This window comes from Hymenobacter sp. UYCo722 (assembly GCF_040547115.1).
Classification (GTDB): Bacteria; Bacteroidota; Bacteroidia; order Cytophagales; family Hymenobacteraceae; genus Hymenobacter.
Window position 1 is genome coordinate 26,905 of the sequence record NZ_JBEPPC010000013.1, and the last position, 20,904, is coordinate 47,808.

Genomic DNA, 20,904 nt, shown 5'->3' on the forward strand with positions numbered 1-20,904 from the left:
GAATTCGTGAAACGTCAAGGTTCAGCTTATTGAGAATGGTAAAAGGCTGACCTTGATGCTTTGGCCAGCAAACCGCTTGATTTGAGGTAAAGATACGGCAGGCGGCGGGGAGGTGGAAATGGGCATTAGGGGTGATAAAAGAACTTCATACCGAACGCAGCCTAGGCAGCTCGCGGGCAGTGATGACTCAATCGTTTACCGATTATGATTGCTCCCCCGACCGAGATGCCTCGGCTGCGCTCGGCATGACGTCCTTTGACTGTTGCATCTCCTAAAGCCCACTCAAACCATGCCTGTCCTCGACCGTTTCTCTGCCCAAGCTGCCGATTATGCCCGCTACCGCATCGCCTATCCCGACGAGCTCTACGACTGGCTATTGCCCCAGGTAGAAAGCCGCGAGCGCGCCTGGGACTGCGCCACCGGCAACGGCCAGGTGGCGGCAGTGCTGGCCGAATCCTTCATCCGGGTCGATGCCACCGACCTCAGCGAAAACCAGTTAGCGCAGGCCCCGCCGCGCCCCAACATCCACTACCAGCGGGCCACCGCCGAGCACACCCCCTTCCCCAATCAGCGCTTCGACCTTATCACGGTGGCGCAGGCCGTGCATTGGTTCGATAACGAAGCCTACCACCGGGAGGTGCGCCGCGTGGCCCGGCCCGGGGCGGTGCTGGCCGAGTGGGGCTACCAGCTGTGCCGCCTCGAAACGCCCGAGCTGAACCAGGTGCTCGATGATTTTCACGACGTAACGTCGGCCCCGTACTGGGACGCTAACCGCCGCCACATCGAAACCGAGTACGCCGACCTGCCCTTTCCGTTTGCCGACGTGCGGCGGGCGCGCTTCACCGTGGAAAAGCAGTGGACTGCCTCGGACATGCTGAATTACCTGCGCACCTGGTCGGCCACGGCCAACTACGCCCGGCAGCACGCTGGAGCCGACTTGGTGGCCCTGGTGGCCGACGAGCTGACGCGGCTATGGGGGCCGCAGGCGCGCCCCGCCACTTTTCCCATATTTGCCCGGGCCGGGCGGGTAGAATAAACAGCAACGCCCAGCGTTGACCGGATATTCCTCCTTGTTTTCTGCTATGACTTTGCTGCTGACGCGACTCCGGGCCACGCTGCTGTTCTACCGTAGCGTCGCGCCCTTTATGGCGGGTATTTCGGGCCTGTTGCTCCTGGCGGTGCTGGTGCCCGCGCTGCTCGAAGGCTTTACCCACGACCTGATTTTCCGGCTGTTGCTGGCCAAGCTGGCTACCGCGCCGGTGGTGTGGTACTTGGCCGAACAGCTGCGACCGGGCCAGTACTGGCTTTATTTTAACCTGAACATCTCGCGCCGCCAGCTCTGGACCGGCGTGGTGGCGTTGGACGCCGGGCTGTTTCTGGGAAGCGCTTTGCTCGTGCGGGCCGTCCTGTCGTGAGTTCAGTATCTCGTAATGCCGTCGGCTCGCAGGTGCTGGAGGCTGATGGCATTCGCATCGAGTTCAACGGGCGGCAGGTCCTTGGCAACATCTACCTGCGGGTGCAAACCGGCCAAATTGTGGGCCTGCTGGGCCGTAACGGCAGCGGAAAGTCGGTGCTACTGCAAACCATTTTCGGGGCCCGCGCCGTGGCCGACGCCTCGGTGCGCGTGAACGGCCGGCGGGTGGTGCCCGCCTTCCGCCAGCCCGGCCTGCTGAATTATTTGCCGCAGGAGCCGCTGTTGCCGCCCTTGTTGTCGCTGGCCCGGGCGGCCCGGCTGCTGGGCGTGGATATCGAGCTGGCCACGGCCCGGTTTCCGGAGCTGCGCGCGCAGTTTGGCCGGCGGCTGGGGGAATTGTCGGGCGGGTCGGCGCGGCTGGTGCAGGCGCTGTTGCTGCTGCACGCCGACACCGCTTTTTCGCTGTTCGATGAGCCGTTTTCGGGTGTGATGCCAGTGCACGTCGAAACCCTGGCCGAGGAAATGCAGCTAACGAAACAGCGCAAAGGCCTGCTCATCACCGACCACCGCTACGCCGAGGTGCTGCCCATCTGCGACGTGGTGTATCTGCTGCACCAGGGCCGCTTGCTGGAATTGACGGGCGACGTGCGCGAGCAGCTGCGGGATTATGGGTATCTGGCGAGTTGAGATTGTAGGCGGAGCGTGTAGCTTGCCGGCTTTCCAGCCAATTTGCTATGTCGTTGCAACTTCCCTTCGCTCACCTCCGCGTGCTCGAGCTGGCTTCGGTGCTGGCCGGCCCGCAGGTAGGGCAGTTTTTTGCCGAACTGGGGGCCGAAGTCCTCAAAGTAGAAAGCCCCGCCGGCGACGTCACCCGCACCTGGAAAACCAGCGCCGAAACGGTGGCTCCCGAGGCTGCCGACGCTTCGGTTTCCGCCTATTTCTCGGCTTCCAACTGGGGCAAAAAGTCGCTGGTGCTCGACCTCACCACCGCCGACGGCCAAACCGAGCTGCACCATCTGGCGGCCTCGGCCGACATCGTTCTCACCAGCTACAAGCCCGGCGATGCCGAAAAGCTCCGCGCCGACTACATCACCCTGGCTGCCGAAAACCCACGACTTGTTTACGGGCACCTCACCGGCTACGGCCCCGAAAATGCCCGCGCCGGCTACGATGCCGTGCTGCAGGCCGAAGCTGGTTTCATGTATCTCAACGCCGCCGGCCCCGGCCAGCCGCCCCAGAAAATGCCCGTGGCCATGGTCGATTTGCTAGCCGCGCACCAGTTGAAAGAAGGACTGCTCACCGCACTTTTTCAGCGTGAGCACAGTGGGCGCGGGGCGCTGGTGGAAGTCAGCTTGCTCGATAGTGCGCTTTCTGCTTTGGCCAACCAAGCCGCCACGTATCTGGTAACCGGCCACGACCCGCAGCCGCTGGGCTCGGGCCACCCCAGCATCGTACCCTACGGCACCGTGTACCGCGCCCTCGACGGCCGCCAGCTGGTGCTCGCCGTGGGCTCCGATGGCCAGTTCCGGCAGCTGTGCGCCGCGCTGGCCCGGCCTGATTGGGCTACCGATGCCCGTTTTGCTACCAATACCGCCCGCGTAACCCGTCGTGCGGAGTTGGATAGTATGCTCACCGAAACCATTGCCGCCCTGGATGGCGACGCGCTGCTGGCCGACCTGGAGCGCCGCGCCGTGCCCGCCGGAGCCGTGCGCTCGGTAGGTGAGGCCCTGCGGCAGCCTTCGGCGACTGCGATGCTGCTGCCGGCAGTTGGGGCGGGGCCAGCCGGACTGCGCACGGTAGCTTTCCGCAGTTCGCAATGGCCGGTGGTGGCTGACTTGAGCGCGCCGCCGGCTTTGGGCACAGCGGCGGCCACCGGTTTCGGGGCAGTGTTGGCGGGTCCGGCTGAAACTGCGGGTGGGGTGGCCGACGTACCTACCTTGGTGCCCGGTTAAGGGCGCGGGGCCGCTGCCGGCCCAATTCGGCAGCAGCCGGGCAGTACGCTTTGCTTGCGGGGCTGCCCATACTTAGGTTCCGCCCCCGCAATGGGCGCGCAAATCCCTTCTCACATGGCCAAGAAAACCACCAAAAAATCCGTCGACCCCGAGTTGTTCAGCCCCGTCAACGTGCCACCGGTGCCCACCGAGCTGCCGCCGTCCGTGCCGCCGCGCAAGCGCCCAGCCCGCCCCGGGCAGCCGTCGCGAACCAAGGCCGCCCAGTCCCGCAAAGCGGGCCCGGCCAAAGCTGCCAAAGCCAATTCCCTGGCCGATTCGCTGGCCCATTCGGGTGCTACTGCCACCAACAACCGTCCTACCGCCGAGGCCGGCTCGCCCACCGAGGCCCCGGCCGACCGCCTCAACCAGATTTTTGAGGGGCTCAAACAGAAATCTACCGCCAAGCAGGCCATTTACCGCAACACGCTGGCCGCGTTCGACTGCTTGCGGCTGGTATCGCAGGAACTGGTGGTGGAGCTCAGCCGCAAGCTCACGCCCCTCGATTCAAGCGTCGTCATCGAGTACCGCTCCATCAATGAAATGGAATTTCACATTCGGTTTTCGGGCGATTTGCTGGTCTTTGTACTGCATTCCAACATCGTTACCTTTCCCGACGACTACGGCCCCATGCCCAGCAAGTACGTCGAAGCCGACTTTCGCCGTCGCTTCTTCGGCCACATCATGGCCTACAACTTCATGGCCGACAGCATCAAGTACCAGCGTCTGAACGACCCTGGCTACCTCGTCGGCCGTCTGCTCATCAACATCAATAACCACTATTTCCTCGAAGGCGTGCAGCAGTTGGAGTTGCCCGACAACGACATGAGTGACAACGCCATCACCCCCGAAATGATGAAGCTGTTCGTGGAAAGCGCCATGATTGCCGCTGTCAACAACGACCTCATTGCGCCGCCCTTACCCGAAATTCAGAAAATCAGCGTGAAGCAGAAGCTGGAAAACCAGCAGGTGAGCCGGGGCAGCAAAGTCGGCTTCAGCTTTTCGGCGCAGCAGATGTTTTAAATGATTAATGGTTAGTGGTCAATGATTAAGGAAACCCCATCATTAGCCACTAACCATTATTCATTACTTCCCGTAGCCCACTTTCTGCCGCACTTTGGCCAGCACGCCCGCGCCGTATTCCTGCGCTCGGCTGGCCCCGATGGCCAGCGCGGCGTCCAGCTCGGGCAGGTTGTTCATGTAAAAATCGAACCGCTCGCGCTCTACGGCGAAGCGACGCAGAATCACCTCGTACAGCTCTTTTTTGGCGTGGCCGTAGCCATAGCCGCCAGCCAGGTAGTTGGCGCGCATCGTTTCCCGCTCGGCCGGCGTGGCCAGCAGCGAGTAGAGCTTGAAGGTAACGTCGGTGTCCGGATTCTTGGGTTCTTCGAGCGGGGTGCTATCCGAAATAATGGTTTTAATGGCTTTCAGCAGCTCTTTTTCCGGCGCGAAAATGTCGATGATGTTGCCGTAGCTCTTGCTCATCTTCGCGCCGTCGGTGCCCGGAATAGTCATCAGCTGCTCGTCGACGCGGGCCTGGGGCTCCACCAGCGTTTCGCCGTAGCGACTATTGAAGGCTTTGGCAATGTCGCGGGCAATTTCGAGGTGCTGAATCTGGTCCTTGCCCACGGGCACGATTTCGGCATCGTAGAGCAGGATGTCGGCCGCCATCAGCACCGGGTAGGTGAAGAGGCCGGCGTTCACGTCCGACAGCTTGTCGCTCTTATCCTTGAAGCTGTGCGCGTTGGCCAGCATCGGGTAGGGCGTGAAGCAGCTCAGGTACCAGGTCAACTCGGTTACCTGCGGCACGTCGGACTGCCGGTAAAACAGGTTTTTCTCGGTATCGAAACCGCAGGCCAGCCAGGCGGCGGCCACGGCGTAGGTGTTGGCGCGTAGCACTTCGGGGTCGCGCACGGTGGTGAGCGAGTGCAGGTCGGCAATGAAATACAGCGAGTCGTTGGCCGGGTTTTTCGACAGCGCAATGGCGGGCAGGATGGCCCCGAGCAAGTTGCCGAGGTGCGGCCGGCCGGTGCTCTGGATGCCGGTAAGAATGCGGGACATGCGGAATATTAAGGAGTTAAGCGCACGCCCTGGTTGTAGGCGTGCACGACGGCAGCGAGCTGAGCCCGGCTGACGGCATTGATGGCAAACTGCCGCTGTAGCACGGGGTCGGCCGGAAACAGCGCCGCCACGAAGGGGCCGGGAGCCAATTTCTGGTCGAACCCCGGCGAACGGCCGGGACTGTACGCAAAGAACGTACTCGTGCCGGCTTTGCGCAGCACCGGCAGCTTCACATGGCCCATTAAACCCGGCCTCATTTCGACTTGGTAGTGGTAGTAAAACAGCTCCACGGGCCCGGATTCCGTGACTTCCAGCAGCGCGGGCTCCTTGAAATCAGCATCGGTGCCGATGCGAAAGCGGAAGTCATTCGCCCGCACAAACCGGTGGTTTTCGACGGTGAAGGCGGTTACCTCGGCGGCGCGAAACCGCCGCTCTTTGCCGTTTTTCACGCCTACCATCATGGTTGGGTTGCCGTTTTCGGCCAGGGCCAGCTTCAGTGAAGCATTGCCCTGCGAGCCGTTGGCGAGCTGGTAGGTGCCGGGGGCGAAGCTGAACTGCGCGTGGGCCACGGCCGGTAGCAGCAACGCGCCGGCCGCCAATACCAAATTGAATAGTCGCATGGCGGAGAAAGGGTAGCGGGCGAAAAAAAGTTACACGCTCACATTTTCGGCCGCTTCAACTTGCAGCTCGGCGGTCTCTGCTGGTCCCAGATAGCGGTCAATCAGAAAATGCGCCAGATAGAGCACCGGCGTGAGCAGAATAGCCGCCGCGAACTTGTACCAGTAGTTGGTGTTGGCCACGCTCAGGACCTGGTCCATACTCCAATTGCCGAACACGTAAAAGGCCACGTAGAGCACTACGAACGAATCGACCAGCTGCGAAATCAGCGTTGAGCCCGTGGCGCGCAGCCAGATGTAGCGCCCGCCCGTGGCCCGGCGAATGGCCTCGAAAATGGTCGCATCGAGTACCTGTCCCACCCCAAACGCCACAATCGAGCCGGTGATGATGCCCAGGCCCTGCCGGAAAATGCTTTGGTAAGCGAAGTCAATGTTGAAAGGTCGGCCCGCGTTATCGGTTTTATTCACATCGAGCCAGAAATCGGCCGGGGGAAGCTTGGTGGTGAGGTAGATGACGCCAAACGCAAACAGGATGAGCGCCACCGTGAGGTAGCTGATGCGCAGTACGCCGGCCTTGCCGAAATACTCGTTGATGATGTCCGTCGTCACGAACACCACCGGCCAGATGAGTACGCCCGCCGTGAGGTTGCCGGGCAGCCCCATCAGCTTATCAGCCGAGAAAATCTTGACACCGATGATTTCGGCCAGCAGGGCATTCACCAGGAAAATCCCGCTGAGTACGAGGTACAGCTGCTGCTTTTTGTGGGTGTAGGTATTCATGTGTGGTAACGGTGCCGGAGCCTGTGCAAATAGAACGATGTGGAGACGCCTATTTGCGTCTACCAGTAGATAGGATTAGGCCCGTGACGTTCCATAACCAGGCGCAAGTAGGCCATTTCTACCCTGGGTGACTACCGCGGGCTACAGCCTCACTACCAGGCCCTCGGTGGCCAGTTCGGTGCGCGGGAACACGGGCCGCGCCTCGTAGAGCAGCGGCTCCAGGGCCTTGTAGCGGCTGGAGAAGTGGCCCAGCAGCAGCTGTTTTACGCCGGCGGCCTGGGCCAGCAGGGCGGCCTGGCGGGCGGTGCTGTGGTGGGTTTGGGCGGCGCGCTCGCGCAGCTCGTCCAGGAAGGTGGCCTCGTGGTAGAGTAGGTCGGCCCCGGCGATGAGCGGGGCTAGGGCCGGCGTGTAGAGCGTGTCGGAGAAAAAGGCGTAGCGGCGTGGGGTGGGGGCGGGGCCGGCCACGTCGGCATGGCGCAGGCCGGGTTGGTACTCGTCGGGCGGCAGGTCGTCGCCCTGGGCCAGGCGGGCCAGCTGAACGGGCGTGAGGCCGGTGGGTAGCTTGTCTTTCAGTAGGTTGGGACGGCGGGGCTGCTCTTCGAACAGGTAGCCGGCGCAGGGCACGCGGTGGCGCATGGGCAGCGAATGCACGCGCAGGCCGGCATCTTCATACACCAGGGCGTGGGCCTCGGTATCAACCACCGTAAACGTAATCTGGAAGCCCAGCTGCACCCCCGATACGCGGCTTTGCGTCACGAGCACCTCATCGAGGCCGGGCGGGCCCACGATGGCCAGCGGCTGGGTGCGGCCCTGCAGGTGCATGGTGCCCAGCAGGCCAAACAGCCCGAAGTAATGGTCGCCGTGCAGGTGCGAAATAAAAATGGCCCGCAGGTGATGCGGACGCACCCGATACTCCAGCATCTGCCACTGGGTGCCCTCGCCGCAGTCAATCAGGTAGTGCTGGGTACCCACCGTGAGTACCTGCGCGGTGGGGTGGCGCCCCACGGTGGGCGTAGCCGAGGCCGACCCAAGAATCTTCAGCTCAAAAGTCAATGGTTGGCTGTTAGCTATTAGCTGCTGGCTGTTAGCTTTTTATGGTGAAAAATGGAAAGGTTGAACACGGCAAAGCGGCAAAATAAAATTGGCTGCCAGCTGTAGCACTCCTGAGAAGAAGGCTAACAGCTAACAGCCAAGTTTCGCATCAAGGAAGCTGCTAATAGCTCAAAAAAAGCTACTCCTTATCCGTTAGGTCGCGCTCAATGGCGTGCAGAAACACGCGGTCAATGCCTTCCTCCACGGTGGGCAGAATGTGCAGTACCGACTCAAGCTTGCTGATAGTGATGAGCTTCAGCACGTGGTCTTGCAGGCCGGTGAGCACCAGCAGGCCGCCGGTGGAGTTGCACAGGCGGTTGGCAATAAGAATAGAGCTGAGGCCCGACGAATCGGTGTACTTCACGTTGGTGAGGTCGAGAATCAGGTTGTTAATGCCTTCGGCGTTCAGCTTCACGAACTCCGACTTAAGGTCTGGCGCAACGGTGGTGTCGAGCTTCTTCTCCTCAATCGTAATGATGGTGTAGCTATCTTTTTTATCAATCGTGTACTTCATACAGCGTAGGGCAAGAGGGGTAAGAGAACGACGAAGGTAAAGAGAAAAACCAAAATTTTTGGTGAAGCTGGCTAATGTTTTGTAGCTGGCCGGATTGCGGCCGGCGGACCCGCAAACGTGAGCGAGGCCCAGACGGATTGCCAGTCGGCGCGCGCGCGCAGGCGGGGCGGGACCGGACGCATATCTACCGTTGCCAGCAGGTAGGGCCCGGGCCCGGACAAGCGTAACAAAATGCGGCCATTTTGGTTGGCGCGAGCGATGAAATGCGTGGTGGGCAGGCCGCCGGGCTGGCGCTGCCACACCTGCACCGCCGCGCCAAACGCGGGCCGGCCACCGCGCAGCACGCGCACCGTCAGGGCCTTGTCGGCGGCCAGGCGGTAGGGGTTTTGCTCGGGCACCAGTTCCAGGGGCAGGCCGTAGGCGTGGCGGCAGGCGCTGTCGGCGGCCAGCGGCACCAGGGCCGGGTCGCCCACCTGGAGAAGGGTTTTGACGCAGCGGCTGTAGGTTTCGCGGCCGGGCTTGGCGGTTTCTTCGTTTTCCTGGCGCAGCTTCAGGGCGTAGTCGAGGCCTTCTTCGCGCAGGTAGGCGGTGAATTTATCCGCGGGCAATTCGATGAAGGAGCTGGTGCTTTGCAGCAGCACCAGGTGGGTGCCGGGCTGCGCGAAGGTGAAGGCGGTGCGGAAGGTATCGGTTTCGGTGAAATTTTTGGGCGTGAGGTTGGCGGTGTCGGCCGGGGCGGGGCCGAAGCGGATGAGGCGGTAAACCTTGGCGGCTTTGTTTGACCACCGGTCGCCGACGAAATTGGCCCCGACGAAGGCGCGCACGTGCACCGTGTCGCCGGGTTGCAGGCGGAAGCGCGGGGCTTCGAGCCAGACCTCGTGGGCGAGGGCGGCGCTGGCGGCACAGGCCAGTAAAGCACTAATCAGTAATCTGCGGCTCATTTGGAATGTCGAAGGTTAAGCAGCAGGCGTAGTAGCTTATTTACGCTCCAGCGCCAAGGCGTAGGCCCGGTCGTAGTACACGCGCAGGTTTTTCCAGTCGAAAATCTCGGCCGAGCTTTCCACGGCGTTGCGCTGCGTGATGCGCTCCTTGCGGCTGAGCTGCACGAACTGCCAGAGCATGTCGCAGAGCTCCTCGGCCGATTCGTCGAAGGATTTTTCCTGGCGGTGCACCACGAAAATGCCTTTGCTTTCGGGGTCGGGCACGTTTTGCAGGGCGTAGTCGCCGAAGCCGGAGAGGTCGGAGGTGATGGCGGGCACGCCGCGGGCCACGCATTCGAGCGGGGTGTAGCCCCAGGGCTCGTAGTAGCTCGGGAAGATGCCCATGTGGCAGCCGCGCACGAACTGGCCGTACTCCATGCCCAGCAGGGGCGAGGCGGGCGACACGAAATCGGGGTGGTACACCATTTTTACCCGGTCGTGCTGGTGGTTGAGCAGCTCGGAGCGGCGCAGGTAGTTCAGAATGTCGTCGTCGGCGTCGTTCACCAGGTTGTGGGTGATGACTGGGGGCAGGGCGTTGGTTTTCCAGCTTTGCAGCTGGCGGCGGTAGCGCAGGCGCCAGTAGTCGTCCACCATCGTGCTGAGCTCGGGCAACTTGTGGTCCTGGCTGGCGGCGGCGGCGTAGAACAGGCGCTCGCCCACCTGGCGCTCGATGGCACGGCAGGTTTCCTGCACCTCGTTCAGCATGGCGCGGCGCTCGAGCACCTGCGGGTTGATGCTGGTGAAGGGCCGCTTGGTGATGAAAAACATCACCACCTGGGTTTCAATGCCGCTTTGCTGGAGGCGGTAGTTGAGGCGGGCCAGGGCTTCGAGGGTGAGGTCGAAACCCTTGTTGTGGTACTCATAGCGGCCCGAGGTAAAGAAATACAGCGTCTTATCCAGGTCGAAGGCGTACGACTGGAAGAAGTGGGCCATGACAAATTCGTGAATTTTGGCCTTGTACTGCTGGTGCAGGTTCTGGAATTCGTGCAGGGCCACGAACCGCTCGATGTTGAGGCCGTTGGGCAGCACCGCGTCCGGAATCCGGTCGAGCAGGTAGATGCATTCGCGCACCGTTAGCTCGCTCACGGTGGTGAACACGTGGCTGCCGTGGGCGGCGGCGCGCTCCATGCGCACGGCGGGCTCGATGTTGAATTTTTTGGCTTCGGCTTCCCAGCTCACCCACATCAGGTGGTCGTAGAAAGCCGCGTCGTTCATGGCCAGGTAGCGGCCCAGCAGCGTGGCGTGGGTAGTGAAGAGCAGGTGCACCGGCACCTGCAGGCGGCGCAGCTCGGGAATGGCCACGCCGGTCATCCACTCGTGGAAATGGCCCAGCAGGCGCTGCTCCGCCTGGAGCTGAACGGCCAGGTGCTGGAAAAAAATGGTGGTGAGGTGGCCGAAGGCGATGACCTGGTGCAGCAAATCGTCGTGGTCGGGGGCCGGAATGCCGTGGCGGGCCCACAGGTCGGTTTTGAGCTGGCCCAGCTGGTCGTAGGTCTGAAACGGGTTGATGAGCACCACGCGGGGCCGGCCCGTCACGAGCCAGGTGCCGTAGCACACGTCGTAGCCCTGGGCGCGCATGGTGCGCACGGCGGCCCCAAACGGGTCGGAAGCAGTGTGTACCGTCAGGTCGTCGAAGCTTTCAAACTCGCCCTGGGCCATGTGCGGGAAGTAGGGACCCAGCAGGCAATACCGGTCGCCCCAGGCGGGCATGGTAGCTGGTACCTTGCTGCGGATAACGGTGTAGATACCACCCACTTGGTTGCACACCTCCCAGGCCACTTCAACCAGTAACGAATCGGGAAACAAAGTATCGGGGGCGTGGGGCGTCGGCTGCATAGGGATAGCGGAAGGGCAAAGCGGGCGAAAGAACGTGGCGAAAGGTAAGCCGGTTTGGGCCTCACCCGCCAACTCCGGAAAGCATTTTTCGGCAGCAACACCCTATCATTGCCCTTGGTCCGGGCAAAACTTCGGGTCCTGGCCACTGTTAAGCCGCCGATAGTTTCATCATACTCCCCGACTCATGGCCGACACCACCAACGTTCTTACCCTCGAACACGAAATCATGCCGGTGCTGACCCAGCGCCGTAGCCCCCGCGCCTACTCCGACAAAGCCGTAGCGGCCGAAGTGGTGGCGCAGATTTTCACGGCCGCTTCGTCGGCCGCGTCCTGCTACGGCGAGCAACCCTGGCGCTACATCATGGGCAGCCAGACGAGCAGCCCCGACGCATTCGAAAAAATTCTGGGCGGCCTCATGGAATTTAACCAGGCATGGGCCAAAAAAGCCCACGTACTGGCCGTAGGCGTGGCCAAGCTGAATTTCTCGCACGACGGCAACGCCAACGGCTGGGCCAAATACGACGTGGGCCAGGCCACCGCCACCCTGGCCGTGGAGGCCGCCGAACTAGGCCTGCAAATCCACCAGATGGCGGGTTTCTCGCCCGATGCCCTGCGCACTGCCTTCAGCATTCCCGAAGGCTTCGAGCCGGTGGTGGTGTTCACGCTGGGCTACCCTGGCCCGGCCTCCGACCTGCCCGCCGGGCTGAGCGAAAAAGAAACCGCGCCCCGCACCCGCAAGCCCCTGGCCGAATTCCTGTTTGAAGGAGCCTGGCCCACGCTTGCCGGCGAGCGATACGACCAGGCCCCGGTGTAAGGGTTGGTTGAGAAAGATACAGTCATTAAGTACGTCATGCTGAGCTTGTCGAAGCATCTCTACCGCAGTAGTAAATAATTACTCTTTGCGGGAGAGATGCTTCGACAAGCTCAGCATGACGTTTCTTTTGCGCGCCATTGTAGCACGCGCCATTGTAGCACGCGTTATTAGGGCAAAGCTATTCCTTCCCATGGTGCACCTGACGCACCTCCAACACGCCGGGGATAATTACCTGCTGGGGTAGTGCGCCGGTGCGGGCAAAATCGGCCCAGAGTTGCCGCACCTGCCGGCCGGCCGCGTCAAATTCTTCCCAATTGACGGTGCCCAGCAGCGGGGTAGCGGCCCAGCTGGCCCGGTTGCCCAACAGCAGCGGCAAGTCGACCACGTGCGCGGCCCCAAACGGACTGCCGGGCGGTTGGTAGGTGAGCAGGAACCGCCAGGCCCGGCCGCCGGCCCGCGCCTGGTGTTCGGCAAAAGCCCGCGCGGGGTTCAGGTAGATGCGGCGCGACGTTACGCGGGTGAGCAAACCCACCAGTCGGCTGCCCGCCAGCGGCAGGCGCTGCAACCAGTTGAAAGTGGGGTCGATGACGGCGAAAAATCGGGTTTCTTCGGCGGTGGCACCAATGAGCACATCGATGTGCGGGGCCACGGCGGCCCAGGTAGCGTCAATTTCGGCTTCGGGCGGCAGTGGCGCGGCCCCGTACTGCGGGCCGAAGGGCATGCCGCTTTTCAAGCCCTGCCAGCGGGCGGCTTTCGTGACGGCGCTTTCCCGGGCCAGTACTTCGGCGGCGGTAGCGGTGGGGGGTAGGGTGCCCACGGCCCGGCTCATGGCCCGCAGCATGCGTTGGCGGTTGCGGGTGAGGCCCAGCGGTGCGCTGTGCAGCATGGCGCGGCGAAACAGCCCGGCGGCCCCGTCCACCAGCATGAGCTGGGCAATGGCGTCGGCCCCCGACGAATGACCGAATAAGGTTACCAGGGCCGGGTCGCCACCGAACGCGGCAATGTTGTGCCGCACCCAGCGCAGGGCTTCCTGCAAATCGAGCAGCCCGAGGTTGGGCGGCGTGCTAGTGGTGCCCAGAAATCCGAACAGCCCCAGCCGGTAGGTAACCGCCACAAACACCACCCGCTGCTCAGCGACCCAGGTGGCGGGGTCGTAAATCGCCAAATCTCCCGCCCCAGATACGTACGAGCCGCCGTGCACCCACACAATTACGGGCAGCTGCTCGCCGGGCCGGCAATCGGCCGGCCGCGTAACGGACAGGCGCAGGCAGTCCTCATCAAAGCTGAGCGCCGCAAATAAGTCGCCCATCACCTGGTCGACCCGAGGGTCGGCAAGCTGCGGGCAAGCCGGCGCGGGGGCCGTGGCCCGGATGGGCTCGGAAGCGGGCGGCTCGGGCACCGGGGGCCGAAACCGCGCCGCCCGGGCGTAGCGAATGCCCGTGGCGCGCACTACCGGTCCATCGGCCCAGCCGATGATAGTGCCGGCCGGGGTGTGGAATGTTGGGGCGGTGGGGCGGGTTTGCGACAAGTAGAGAGCGAGAAGCTGTTTAGTGCATCATGCCGAGCGTAGCCGAGGCATCTCGCTCGCGCCGTTGCAACGATTGGTTTGCTGCTGCCCGCGAGATGCGTCGGCTACGCTCGGCATGACGTGCTTTTTCGTTTATTAAAACAGCCAGCCTATGCCTCCTGCGACAAAATCAGCACCGCATACGGGGCCAGGGCAATGCTGCCGTGCCATTCAAACCCGTCGTATTCGCCGGCTTCAGCTGCAATGCCGAAGCTTTCCATGTCGCTGAACTCGCCGTCGTAGCCCTGCCAGTCGCTGTTGAAGCGCACCTGCCAGTGGCCGGGGCCGGGCAGGCCGATAGTGTAGGCCTCGTGGGCCGTGTTGGCGAAGTTGGCCAGCACCACGGTGGTGTCGCCGGGGCCGCCTTCGCCGGCCTGACGGGCAAAGGCCACCAGCTTTTCGTCGTCGTTCACGTGGAAAACCTGGGTGTGCTGGCCACTCAGGCCGCGCGTGGTGCCGTGGTAGTTGCGGCGCAGGCTGATGAGGTCGCGGTAGAGGTGCACGAGGCCGCCACGGGCCTCCAGATGCTGCCATTGCACGGGCTCGGTGTCGACGAATGCGCCATCGGCCAGCATTTCCTGGCCCTGGAAAATCATCGGGATGCCGGGGGCCGTGAGCACCAGGGCCGCGCCCAGGGTAGTGCGTTTTTTGGCAAACCAGTGGTCGGCCGCGCCGGGCATAATTTCCTCGGCCACGCGGCTCTTGCCGTTGGCCACTTCGTCGTGGCTTTCGGTGTAGATGACGCGGCGGAAGGCGTTGTCGTTGTAAAGCTGCGTCAGGGCCTGGGCCACGGCCTGCATGTCGCGGTCGGTATCATTCGCCGCCGTCAGGGCATCGCGAATGGGATACACGAACGAGCCATCCCACTGCGAGTCGAAGCCCTGGCCGCCGCTGGCCGTGGTTTCGGTGATGGCGGGGTTGCCGCGCAGGTCCTCGGCGATGGTGATTTTCCAGGGCATCGTCTGGTCGATTTCCTCGTTAATCCAGCGCATCAGGCTCCAGCCGTCGGGCAGGTCCTCGTCGGGGTTTTCCTCGCCGTTCACGTTGCGGATGAAGGAAATGGCATCGGCCCGCAAGCCATCGCAGCGGTACTCGTTCAGCCACATCAGGGCGTTGTCGCGGATGTACTGGCGCACCTCGGGGCGGCCGTAGTCGGGGCGGTTGTCGCCCCAGGGCGTTTTGGCGCGCCAGTCGTTGTAAAAGTAGATGCCGCCGCCATCGTTCTCGCTCCAGCCGTCGAACTGCCAGAGGTCTAGGTCGCCGGGGCCGAAGTGGTTGTACACCACGTCGAGCACCACGGCGATGCCGTGCTGGTGGGCCGCTTTCACCAGTTCCTTGAAGGCCACTGGCCCGCCGTAGTCGCTTTCGAGTGCAAACGGGCAGGCTGGGTTGTAGCCCCACGAGCGGCTGCCCGGGAACTCCGTAGCCGGCAGCAACTCGATGCAGTTGATACCCAAATCGCGCAGATAAGGCAGCTTTTCGGCCACGCTCATAAACGTGCCCACATTCTCCGCATCCGGCGCGTTGAAGGTGCCCACGTGCAGCTCGTAAATCACCAGCTCGTTCCAGGCGGGCATCTGAAAGTTGTCGTCGCCCCAATCGAAGCTCGGGTCGTGGACCACCGACGAGCCGGCCGAGTTCGTTACCTGCCGGGCGTAAGGGTCGTTGCGGTCGAAGGTCTGGTCGCCGTTGGTGAGGTGAAACTTGTACTCGTCGCCGGGCTGGGCGTTGGGCACATCCACGGCCCAATACCCATCGGCTTCGTGCTGAAGTGGGTTTTTATCACCCGCCCAGTCATTAAAGGTGCCGATGACCGCCACTGTATCGGCGTGGGGAGCCCACACCCGGAAGGTGGTCCCGGCCGCGTGGGGCACGGCACCCATGCCGGGTTGCGGCGCGGGGCCCGGCTGGGAAGAAGTGGTTGGTTGGGGAGCTTTAGCAGCAGGAGCTTTGGCGGCCGTGGTGGCCTGCGGAGCGGGTTTGGAAGCGGAAGCGTTCGGCATCGAAAAAAAGCTGCCCGCCGCCCGGGCAGCCGAAAATGCGGCCGGTACTGGGCAGGGGAGCCCGGTTATACGGTTGGCCCGGCTTTTTGGCTAACCTGGTTTACCGCGCCGGCATAGCCATCCACCGGAAGCTTTTTGCCGGCCCGCGTTGTTAGTTTGTTTTTCGATTCTGAATTTTTGCGCTTGAAAACTCGCCCCAAACCCGTCATTTTTGGCCTTTACGGCTGGTCGCCCGACTACGGCTTCCGCTACATTCACCCCGCCAACCGCCGCGCTTTTGAGCTGCTGGAGCCCGTGGGTAAGCTCTTCGAGAAAATCGCCGAAGACGACGAAGGTGAGTGGATTACCATTCGCTACGACGAGCAGCAGTTCCTCGTGCGCCCCGAGCTGTTCAAGGAAATCTATCACAAGCCCGCCTTCAGCTTCGGCGATTCGGTGGAGGAGGTAACGCCCGCGCCGGGCCAGTACCGCCACTTCGGCCTCGTCTCCGACGTGTTCTGGGACGAGGCCACCGACACCGCCACCTACCAGATTGTGGAGCGCAAGCGCAAGCTGCCAACGGTGTTTCAGGCGAATGAGCTGCGGGCGGATTAATTGTTGAAAACGGCCTTGTCAAATACGATGGCCGGGAAATAACTTTAGGGCAGTTGCTGCCGCCGGATTTCGGCAAAGGCAGTCAGTTCGCGCAGGGCGGCGTTGAAGGCGGCCAACCGGGATATTCCGAGCACTCGCCCAAAGGCTTGCTCCAGGTCTACCAGCGTAGTGGCCAGGTACGCCAAAAACGTTTCTCCCCGGTGCGTCAGCTGCACGAGTTGGGCGCGGCTGTCGGCTGCGTCGGGCATCAGGGCCAGGTAGCCCGCGCCAACCAGTTCCTTGACCAAGCGTCCCATTGTTTGCTTAGTGACCTGGGCGCGGTGCGCCAACACCGTGGCGCGCGTACCGGCCGGGTCGAGATTGCGCAACAGCTGCACGTGGCCGCTGCGCAGTTCGGGGTAGCCATCGGCCGCCCAGCGGTGCTCGCTGAGCTGCGCTAACAGCCGCGAAAAGTAGTGCACGTGGCCCGCGAGGTTCTTTTCGGTAATCTGTCGAGTTGTCTCTTCGTGAGCAGTCATAAACAAAAGTAGTCAGCTGGGGTTACTATTTGGTCAGTAGTGCTTACTATTGCACCGAATAATCCCCTGCTATGCACCTGCCCGCTCACGAATTGCCCATTGAGGCCCGTTACAAGTTGCTAACCGGCACCATCGTACCGCGTCCGGTGGCCGTAATTTCGACCATCTCGCCCAATGGGATATTGAATGTGGCCCCGTTCTCCTACTTCAGCATTGTCGGCCACGCGCCCATGGCCTTGTCGTTTGCCGTGGCCGGCCCCAAGCCCGATGGTACCTGGAAAGACACATTGCGCAATGCCCAGCTAACCACCGAGGGCGGAACCGGCGAGTTTGTCGTCAACATTGCCACAGAATACTACGCCGAGCAAATGGCCCGCACGGCCACGCCGTTGGCAGCCGATGTGTCGGAGTTCGACTTCACGGGCCTGACGCCGGCGGCCAGCGCCATGGTGCGGCCCCCGCGCATCGGTGAGGCGTCGGTATCATTCGAGTGCCGAACGTTGCACGTCGTTGAGGTCGGCCGGTCGCGCTTGGTTATCGGGGAAGTGGTATATCTGCACGTGGATGATGCCCTCATCGATGACCATTTCCGGGTAGATTTTAGGCAACTGCGCGCCATTGGCCGCATGGCTGGCTCCCGCTACGCCCGCACCACCGACACGTTTGTCATCGAGGACGAAAAGTTTTCCCCAGGTACCCGTTAATTTCCGGCATCATGACCCAAGCATTCGTAGCGGCCGTTTTATTGGCCGCGCAGCAGGAAGCGCAACGCCAGTGCATCCCCGTTACCGTAACCGTAGTCGACACCGGGGGGCACGTGCGGGCCCTGGTGCGCCAGGAAGGATGCAGCTACTTCGCGCTGGAAAGTAGCCGGCTCAAGGCCATAACGGCCTCGCAGCTGCGCATCCCCAGCCACGTGGTGGGCGAGCTTGGTCAGAAATTTCCAGCCCTGCAGGCATCTTTTGCGACCAATCTGGCCATTTCCAGCCTGCCGGGCGGATTTCCGCTGGCTGGGAAAGACGGGGTAGTTGGCGGAGTGGGCATCGCCGGGGGCAATTTTGAGCAGGACCAGGCCATCGGCGCGGCGGTTGTAGCTGCTGTCGCGTCGCTTACCTGACGACCCGGATTATGCGGCGGTTGCCGCTGGGGTGAGGAGATTCATTACCCAACTGCTGGTGCTGTTTCCTCGGCTCTATTCCTTGATGGACAGGAGGGACCCATGCTGAGGTATGAAGACGGCCAGTAGAATAATCTACACGCCCACCGCGATGCCTACCACCACCGCCACGGCACCCAGCACGAACAGCGCGGCCCACAGCGGCGCGGCAAATTTTATCCATTGCTCGAAGCGTACGCCGGTGGCGGCCAGCATGGCCATGAGCGTGCCGTTGGTGGGCGTGATGAGCTCGCACAGCCCCGCCCCGTACTGAAACGCCAGTACTGTCACCTGCCGCGAGAGACCCAGAATATCGGACAGCGGCACCAGCAGCGGCATCGTGAGTGTGGCCTGCCCGCTGCCGCTGGGCACGGGCACGTGCAACAGGGTTTGCACGCCCATCATGCCTAGGGCGGCCAGCGCCACGGGCAGGTGCCCGAGTGGCGTGGCCAGGCCGTGCACGATGGTATCGACGATATGGCCCTGCTCCAGCACTACGAAAATGGCGCGGGCAAACCCAATCAGCAGGGCCGAAAAGGCAATGTCGCGGAAGCCGGCAATGAAGCCCTCGGCCGTGCCCGTGAGGCCGCGGCCCCCCACCAGCCCGGCCACAATGCCCAGCCCCAGAAACAGCGCCGACATCTGCTCGAACTCCCAGTGCAGCTGCACCACGCCGTAGGCAAACGCGGCAAACGCAGCCAGCATCAGCAGCAGCACCAGGCCGGGGCGGCCACCATCCGCGGCCGGACCGGTGGCGGCTTCATTGGCATCGAGGCTTAAATCCGGAGCCTGGCGGTGGCGCACGGCGTGGCGCGTGGTGGCCCACAGCCACAGCCCCACCGCCACCAGCAGGAAGCCCATGCGAAAGGCCCCGCCCGAGAGCAGCGGCAGCTGCGCCAGCTTTTGGGCAATGCCCACCTGGAACGGGTTTATCGGGCTGAATGAGGCCCCCACAAAGGCCGCCCCCACGCTGGCCGCCACGGCCGTGAGCACCGGGTAGCCCAACCGGCGCATGAGCACGAGCAGCACCGGCACCAGCGGAATTATCTCCTCGCCCATGTTTTCCAGCGCGCCCATGGTGGCGAAGAGCGTGCCCACCAGCGGAATTACGAGCACCTCGCGGCCGTGGGCGCGGCGCAGAAGCCAGTCCACGCCGAAGCGCAGGGCTCCGGTCTGGTCGACCACGGTGAAGGCACCGCCGGCCAGGAAAATCAGGAATACCACGGCGGCGGCATCGGCCAGGCCCTTGGGGATGTCCACCAGCACGTCGAGCGGGCCGACGGGCGTGGCCGGCACGGCGTGGTAGGAGCCGGCTATTACCACCTGCCGCCCGGTCAGGGCATCGAGGTGGCGCGTGAATTCGCCGGCCGGCAGCACGTAGCTGAGCGCAGCGGCTAGGAAAATAAAGCCCACGATGAGCACCAGTGGGTGCGGAAAACGGAATTTGTTCATTGCAAAGGATGAGGAATCGGGAACAAAAGAACGTCAGGCGAGCGTCACAAGGCCGTCATGCTGAGCGTAGCCGAAGCATCTTTACCGCGCAACTAACCCTTTCGATTGAGTTTACTCCTGCGGTAGAGATGCTTCAGCTACGCTCAGCATGACGTTCTTTTGCGTTATGTACTGCCCTACCACCATGACCATCACCGTCTTCAAAGCCCTGCACCAGCGCCACCAGACCGAGCACCTCGCCCGGCACGGCACCCGCTTGGCCGAGCGCCAGGAAGACAGCTTCGAGCTCACGCTCTATGCCGTGGAGGGCTTTTATGCCGAAACCTGGCGCAGCCGGGGCGAGGAGCACATCCTCTTCATCCACGTTTTTCAGAAGCCCGCCGGGCTGGGCGAGTACCTGGCCCGGGTGCAACTGCCCGTGGGGCTGTAAGGTCCTTGCGCCGCCCCGGCAACTTTGCCGTAGGGTCAAAAGGGGCTGCATGCTCCAATTACTACTGCTGCTATTGCTGGTGGCCTGCCTCGGTAGCCCGGCTCTCGCCCAAACTGCCCCCGCCGCCCCGCGCCCGCCAGAAGCCTTTGGCTACCGCCGCCTGACGGTGATGTTCGGGCGCGACAGCGTGCAGGTACTACTGCTTTCGAAGCCCGGCGAGGAGCAGCTCAAGAAGCCGCTGCTGCTTTGGGAGCAGGGCTCGCTGCCTATGCCGCTTGTGCTTTACGACGAGCAGGGGGCCTACCCGGCCTTCCCGTTTCACCCCAATAAGGTGCTCGAAAGCTGCCATCTGGCCATCATCAGCAAGCCTGGCCTGCCGCTTACGGCCGACGTGACCGGGCAAAATCCCAACGCCGTGGGCAAGCGCCAGCCGCCGCCCTACTACTGCGCCCGCAATTACCTCGGCTACTATGTGCGGCGCGACGAGGCCGTGCTGCGCTACCTCAAAAAGCAGTCGTGGGTGGATGCGGCGCACGTCGTCATCGGCGGGCACTCGCAGGGCACCTCCGTAGTGGCCCACTTGGCCGCCGTGCCGGGTTTGGTGAGCCGGGCGGTGTATCTGAGCGGCAACCCCCTGGGCCGGCAGATGTCGATGCTGGCCATGGGCCGACAAGCCGCCGATACGGCCGAGGTAGCCGGCACTTTCCGGCGCTGGCAGGAAGTGGTGGCCGACCCTACCCGTACCGACTGCCAAGGCGACGACCCGCGCAATTCCTACGGCTTCGCGGCTTCAGAAATGCCCGAGCTGCTGCGTACGCGGGTGCCGGTGTTCGTGGGCTTCGGCACGCTCGACCGGGGCGTGGCCGGCGACGACTACCTGCGCCTGGAAACCATCCGGCAGCACCGCCCCAACTTCACCTTCCGCGAGTACCCCGGGCGCGAGCATAATTTCTTCGGCGTGAAAAACGGGCAGCTGGACTACGACGACTTCTACTGGGACCAGGTGGGGGAGGACTTTCTGCGCTGGGCGGGGCTGTGGCCTAAATAGTGCCGGCCGGGGCTACTCGACCAGCCGGTCCACGTCGGTA

At 63.0% G+C, this 20,904-nt stretch carries 22 protein-coding genes; 11 read left to right on the forward strand and 11 right to left on the reverse strand.

Annotated features, from left to right (window positions below; all coding sequences use genetic code 11):
- Positions 1 to 289 precede the first annotated feature (289 nt).
- The 5 genes from ABIB44_RS20265 to ABIB44_RS20285 all read left to right on the forward strand — a co-directional run bounded on the left by ABIB44_RS20265 (position 290) and on the right by ABIB44_RS20285 (position 4,425).
- Positions 290 to 1,036 (forward strand): class I SAM-dependent methyltransferase, encoded by a 747-nt coding sequence (locus tag ABIB44_RS20265; RefSeq protein WP_354586506.1) that lies wholly within the window; start codon positions 290 to 292, stop codon positions 1,034 to 1,036.
- Positions 1,037 to 1,082: 46 nt separating this feature from the next.
- Complete coding sequence (locus tag ABIB44_RS20270; protein ID WP_354586507.1) at positions 1,083 to 1,415, forward strand: hypothetical protein; 333 nt, start codon at positions 1,083 to 1,085, stop codon at positions 1,413 to 1,415.
- Positions 1,412 to 2,101 (forward strand): ATP-binding cassette domain-containing protein, encoded by a 690-nt coding sequence (locus tag ABIB44_RS20275; RefSeq protein WP_354586508.1) that lies wholly within the window; start codon positions 1,412 to 1,414, stop codon positions 2,099 to 2,101. The genes ABIB44_RS20270 and ABIB44_RS20275 overlap by 4 nt, the downstream gene beginning before the upstream one ends.
- 47 nt (positions 2,102 to 2,148) lie before the next feature.
- Positions 2,149 to 3,366 (forward strand): CaiB/BaiF CoA transferase family protein, encoded by a 1,218-nt coding sequence (locus tag ABIB44_RS20280; RefSeq protein WP_354586509.1) that lies wholly within the window; start codon positions 2,149 to 2,151, stop codon positions 3,364 to 3,366.
- A 114-nt stretch (positions 3,367 to 3,480) separates the two neighbouring features.
- Positions 3,481 to 4,425 carry a hypothetical protein gene (locus tag ABIB44_RS20285; protein ID WP_354586510.1) on the forward strand — a complete coding sequence of 315 codons (945 nt, stop codon included), beginning with the start codon at positions 3,481 to 3,483 and terminating at the stop codon, positions 4,423 to 4,425.
- Between the two features lie 63 nt (positions 4,426 to 4,488).
- Here ABIB44_RS20285 and trpS read toward each other — a convergent pair whose 3' ends face one another.
- From trpS to ABIB44_RS20320, 7 genes are all read right to left on the reverse strand, one after another.
- Positions 4,489 to 5,463 carry a tryptophan--tRNA ligase gene (gene trpS / locus ABIB44_RS20290; protein WP_354586511.1) on the reverse strand — a complete coding sequence of 325 codons (975 nt, stop codon included), beginning with the start codon at positions 5,461 to 5,463 and terminating at the stop codon, positions 4,489 to 4,491.
- 8 nt (positions 5,464 to 5,471) lie between these two features.
- Complete coding sequence (locus ABIB44_RS20295) at positions 5,472 to 6,083, reverse strand: hypothetical protein (protein ID WP_354586512.1); 612 nt, start codon at positions 6,081 to 6,083, stop codon at positions 5,472 to 5,474.
- A gap of 30 nt (positions 6,084 to 6,113) precedes the next feature.
- Positions 6,114 to 6,860, reverse strand: coding sequence for a queuosine precursor transporter (locus ABIB44_RS20300; protein ID WP_354586513.1), 747 nt, complete (start codon positions 6,858 to 6,860; stop codon positions 6,114 to 6,116).
- A 141-nt stretch (positions 6,861 to 7,001) separates the two neighbouring features.
- Positions 7,002 to 7,913 carry a ribonuclease Z gene (locus ABIB44_RS20305; RefSeq protein ID WP_354586514.1) on the reverse strand — a complete coding sequence of 304 codons (912 nt, stop codon included), beginning with the start codon at positions 7,911 to 7,913 and terminating at the stop codon, positions 7,002 to 7,004.
- Positions 7,914 to 8,091: 178 nt separating this feature from the next.
- The gene (locus ABIB44_RS20310; RefSeq protein ID WP_168675310.1) at positions 8,092 to 8,466 is read right to left on the reverse strand and encodes an STAS domain-containing protein; all 375 of its coding nucleotides are present in this window, start codon (positions 8,464 to 8,466) and stop codon (positions 8,092 to 8,094) included.
- Between the two features lie 71 nt (positions 8,467 to 8,537).
- On the reverse strand, positions 8,538 to 9,407 hold the full coding sequence (locus tag ABIB44_RS20315; RefSeq protein ID WP_354586515.1) for a DUF4198 domain-containing protein: 870 nt from the start codon (positions 9,405 to 9,407) through the stop codon (positions 8,538 to 8,540).
- A gap of 36 nt (positions 9,408 to 9,443) precedes the next feature.
- Positions 9,444 to 11,282, reverse strand: coding sequence for a glycosyltransferase (locus tag ABIB44_RS20320; protein WP_354586516.1), 1,839 nt, complete (start codon positions 11,280 to 11,282; stop codon positions 9,444 to 9,446).
- Between the two features lie 184 nt (positions 11,283 to 11,466).
- Between ABIB44_RS20320 and ABIB44_RS20325 the strand changes: the two genes are divergently transcribed.
- Positions 11,467 to 12,096 (forward strand): nitroreductase family protein, encoded by a 630-nt coding sequence (locus ABIB44_RS20325; RefSeq protein ID WP_354586517.1) that lies wholly within the window; start codon positions 11,467 to 11,469, stop codon positions 12,094 to 12,096.
- A gap of 178 nt (positions 12,097 to 12,274) precedes the next feature.
- Here the strand turns inward: ABIB44_RS20325 and ABIB44_RS20330 are convergent, their stop codons facing one another.
- Both ABIB44_RS20330 and ABIB44_RS20335 read right to left on the reverse strand, forming a co-directional pair.
- The gene (locus ABIB44_RS20330) at positions 12,275 to 13,624 is read right to left on the reverse strand and encodes a carboxylesterase family protein (RefSeq protein ID WP_354586518.1); all 1,350 of its coding nucleotides are present in this window, start codon (positions 13,622 to 13,624) and stop codon (positions 12,275 to 12,277) included.
- Between the two features lie 149 nt (positions 13,625 to 13,773).
- Entirely contained in the window at positions 13,774 to 15,666 is a 1,893-nt protein-coding gene (locus ABIB44_RS20335; RefSeq protein ID WP_354586519.1) for an alpha-amylase family glycosyl hydrolase, read from the reverse strand.
- 183 nt (positions 15,667 to 15,849) lie between these two features.
- Between ABIB44_RS20335 and ABIB44_RS20340 the strand changes: the two genes are divergently transcribed.
- Positions 15,850 to 16,260, forward strand: coding sequence for a DUF6960 family protein (locus ABIB44_RS20340; protein WP_354586520.1), 411 nt, complete (start codon positions 15,850 to 15,852; stop codon positions 16,258 to 16,260).
- Positions 16,261 to 16,304: 44 nt separating this feature from the next.
- Here ABIB44_RS20340 and ABIB44_RS20345 read toward each other — a convergent pair whose 3' ends face one another.
- Positions 16,305 to 16,778 carry a MarR family winged helix-turn-helix transcriptional regulator gene (locus tag ABIB44_RS20345; RefSeq protein WP_354586521.1) on the reverse strand — a complete coding sequence of 158 codons (474 nt, stop codon included), beginning with the start codon at positions 16,776 to 16,778 and terminating at the stop codon, positions 16,305 to 16,307.
- A 71-nt stretch (positions 16,779 to 16,849) separates the two neighbouring features.
- Between ABIB44_RS20345 and ABIB44_RS20350 the strand changes: the two genes are divergently transcribed.
- Positions 16,850 to 17,482 (forward strand): flavin reductase family protein, encoded by a 633-nt coding sequence (locus ABIB44_RS20350; RefSeq protein ID WP_354586522.1) that lies wholly within the window; start codon positions 16,850 to 16,852, stop codon positions 17,480 to 17,482.
- An 11-nt stretch (positions 17,483 to 17,493) separates the two neighbouring features.
- The gene (locus tag ABIB44_RS20355; RefSeq protein WP_354586523.1) at positions 17,494 to 17,895 is read left to right on the forward strand and encodes a GlcG/HbpS family heme-binding protein; all 402 of its coding nucleotides are present in this window, start codon (positions 17,494 to 17,496) and stop codon (positions 17,893 to 17,895) included.
- Positions 17,896 to 18,030: 135 nt separating this feature from the next.
- Here ABIB44_RS20355 and ABIB44_RS20360 read toward each other — a convergent pair whose 3' ends face one another.
- Positions 18,031 to 19,386, reverse strand: a complete 1,356-nt coding sequence (locus tag ABIB44_RS20360) for a YfcC family protein (RefSeq protein ID WP_354586524.1) — start codon at positions 19,384 to 19,386, stop codon at positions 18,031 to 18,033.
- A 166-nt stretch (positions 19,387 to 19,552) separates the two neighbouring features.
- Between ABIB44_RS20360 and ABIB44_RS20365 the strand changes: the two genes are divergently transcribed.
- Positions 19,553 to 19,816, forward strand: a complete 264-nt coding sequence (locus tag ABIB44_RS20365) for a hypothetical protein (protein WP_354586525.1) — start codon at positions 19,553 to 19,555, stop codon at positions 19,814 to 19,816.
- 49 nt (positions 19,817 to 19,865) lie between these two features.
- Positions 19,866 to 20,864 carry an alpha/beta hydrolase family protein gene (locus ABIB44_RS20370; protein WP_354586526.1) on the forward strand — a complete coding sequence of 333 codons (999 nt, stop codon included), beginning with the start codon at positions 19,866 to 19,868 and terminating at the stop codon, positions 20,862 to 20,864.
- Positions 20,865 to 20,904: the final 40 nt, after the last annotated feature.

Excerpts from the sequence above, each read along its gene's own strand:
- ABIB44_RS20265 (WP_354586506.1), top strand. The coding sequence starts at position 290 with ATGCCTGTCCTCGACCGTTTCTCTGCCCAAGCTGCCGATTATGCCCGC.
- ABIB44_RS20270 (WP_354586507.1), top strand. The coding sequence starts at position 1,083 with ATGACTTTGCTGCTGACGCGACTCCGGGCCACGCTGCTGTTCTACCGT.
- ABIB44_RS20280 (WP_354586509.1), top strand. The coding sequence starts at position 2,149 with ATGTCGTTGCAACTTCCCTTCGCTCACCTCCGCGTGCTCGAGCTGGCT.
- ABIB44_RS20285 (WP_354586510.1), top strand. The coding sequence starts at position 3,481 with ATGGCCAAGAAAACCACCAAAAAATCCGTCGACCCCGAGTTGTTCAGC.
- trpS (WP_354586511.1), bottom strand. The coding sequence starts at position 5,463 with ATGTCCCGCATTCTTACCGGCATCCAGAGCACCGGCCGGCCGCACCTC.
- ABIB44_RS20295 (WP_354586512.1), bottom strand. The coding sequence starts at position 6,083 with ATGCGACTATTCAATTTGGTATTGGCGGCCGGCGCGTTGCTGCTACCG.
- ABIB44_RS20300 (WP_354586513.1), bottom strand. The coding sequence starts at position 6,860 with ATGAATACCTACACCCACAAAAAGCAGCAGCTGTACCTCGTACTCAGC.
- ABIB44_RS20310 (WP_168675310.1), bottom strand. The coding sequence starts at position 8,466 with ATGAAGTACACGATTGATAAAAAAGATAGCTACACCATCATTACGATT.
- ABIB44_RS20315 (WP_354586515.1), bottom strand. The coding sequence starts at position 9,407 with ATGAGCCGCAGATTACTGATTAGTGCTTTACTGGCCTGTGCCGCCAGC.
- ABIB44_RS20320 (WP_354586516.1), bottom strand. The coding sequence starts at position 11,282 with ATGCAGCCGACGCCCCACGCCCCCGATACTTTGTTTCCCGATTCGTTA.
- ABIB44_RS20325 (WP_354586517.1), top strand. The coding sequence starts at position 11,467 with ATGGCCGACACCACCAACGTTCTTACCCTCGAACACGAAATCATGCCG.
- ABIB44_RS20335 (WP_354586519.1), bottom strand. The coding sequence starts at position 15,666 with ATGCCGAACGCTTCCGCTTCCAAACCCGCTCCGCAGGCCACCACGGCC.
- ABIB44_RS20345 (WP_354586521.1), bottom strand. The coding sequence starts at position 16,778 with ATGACTGCTCACGAAGAGACAACTCGACAGATTACCGAAAAGAACCTC.
- ABIB44_RS20350 (WP_354586522.1), top strand. The coding sequence starts at position 16,850 with ATGCACCTGCCCGCTCACGAATTGCCCATTGAGGCCCGTTACAAGTTG.
- ABIB44_RS20355 (WP_354586523.1), top strand. The coding sequence starts at position 17,494 with ATGACCCAAGCATTCGTAGCGGCCGTTTTATTGGCCGCGCAGCAGGAA.
- ABIB44_RS20360 (WP_354586524.1), bottom strand. The coding sequence starts at position 19,386 with ATGAACAAATTCCGTTTTCCGCACCCACTGGTGCTCATCGTGGGCTTT.
- ABIB44_RS20365 (WP_354586525.1), top strand. The coding sequence starts at position 19,553 with ATGTACTGCCCTACCACCATGACCATCACCGTCTTCAAAGCCCTGCAC.
- ABIB44_RS20370 (WP_354586526.1), top strand. The coding sequence starts at position 19,866 with ATGCTCCAATTACTACTGCTGCTATTGCTGGTGGCCTGCCTCGGTAGC.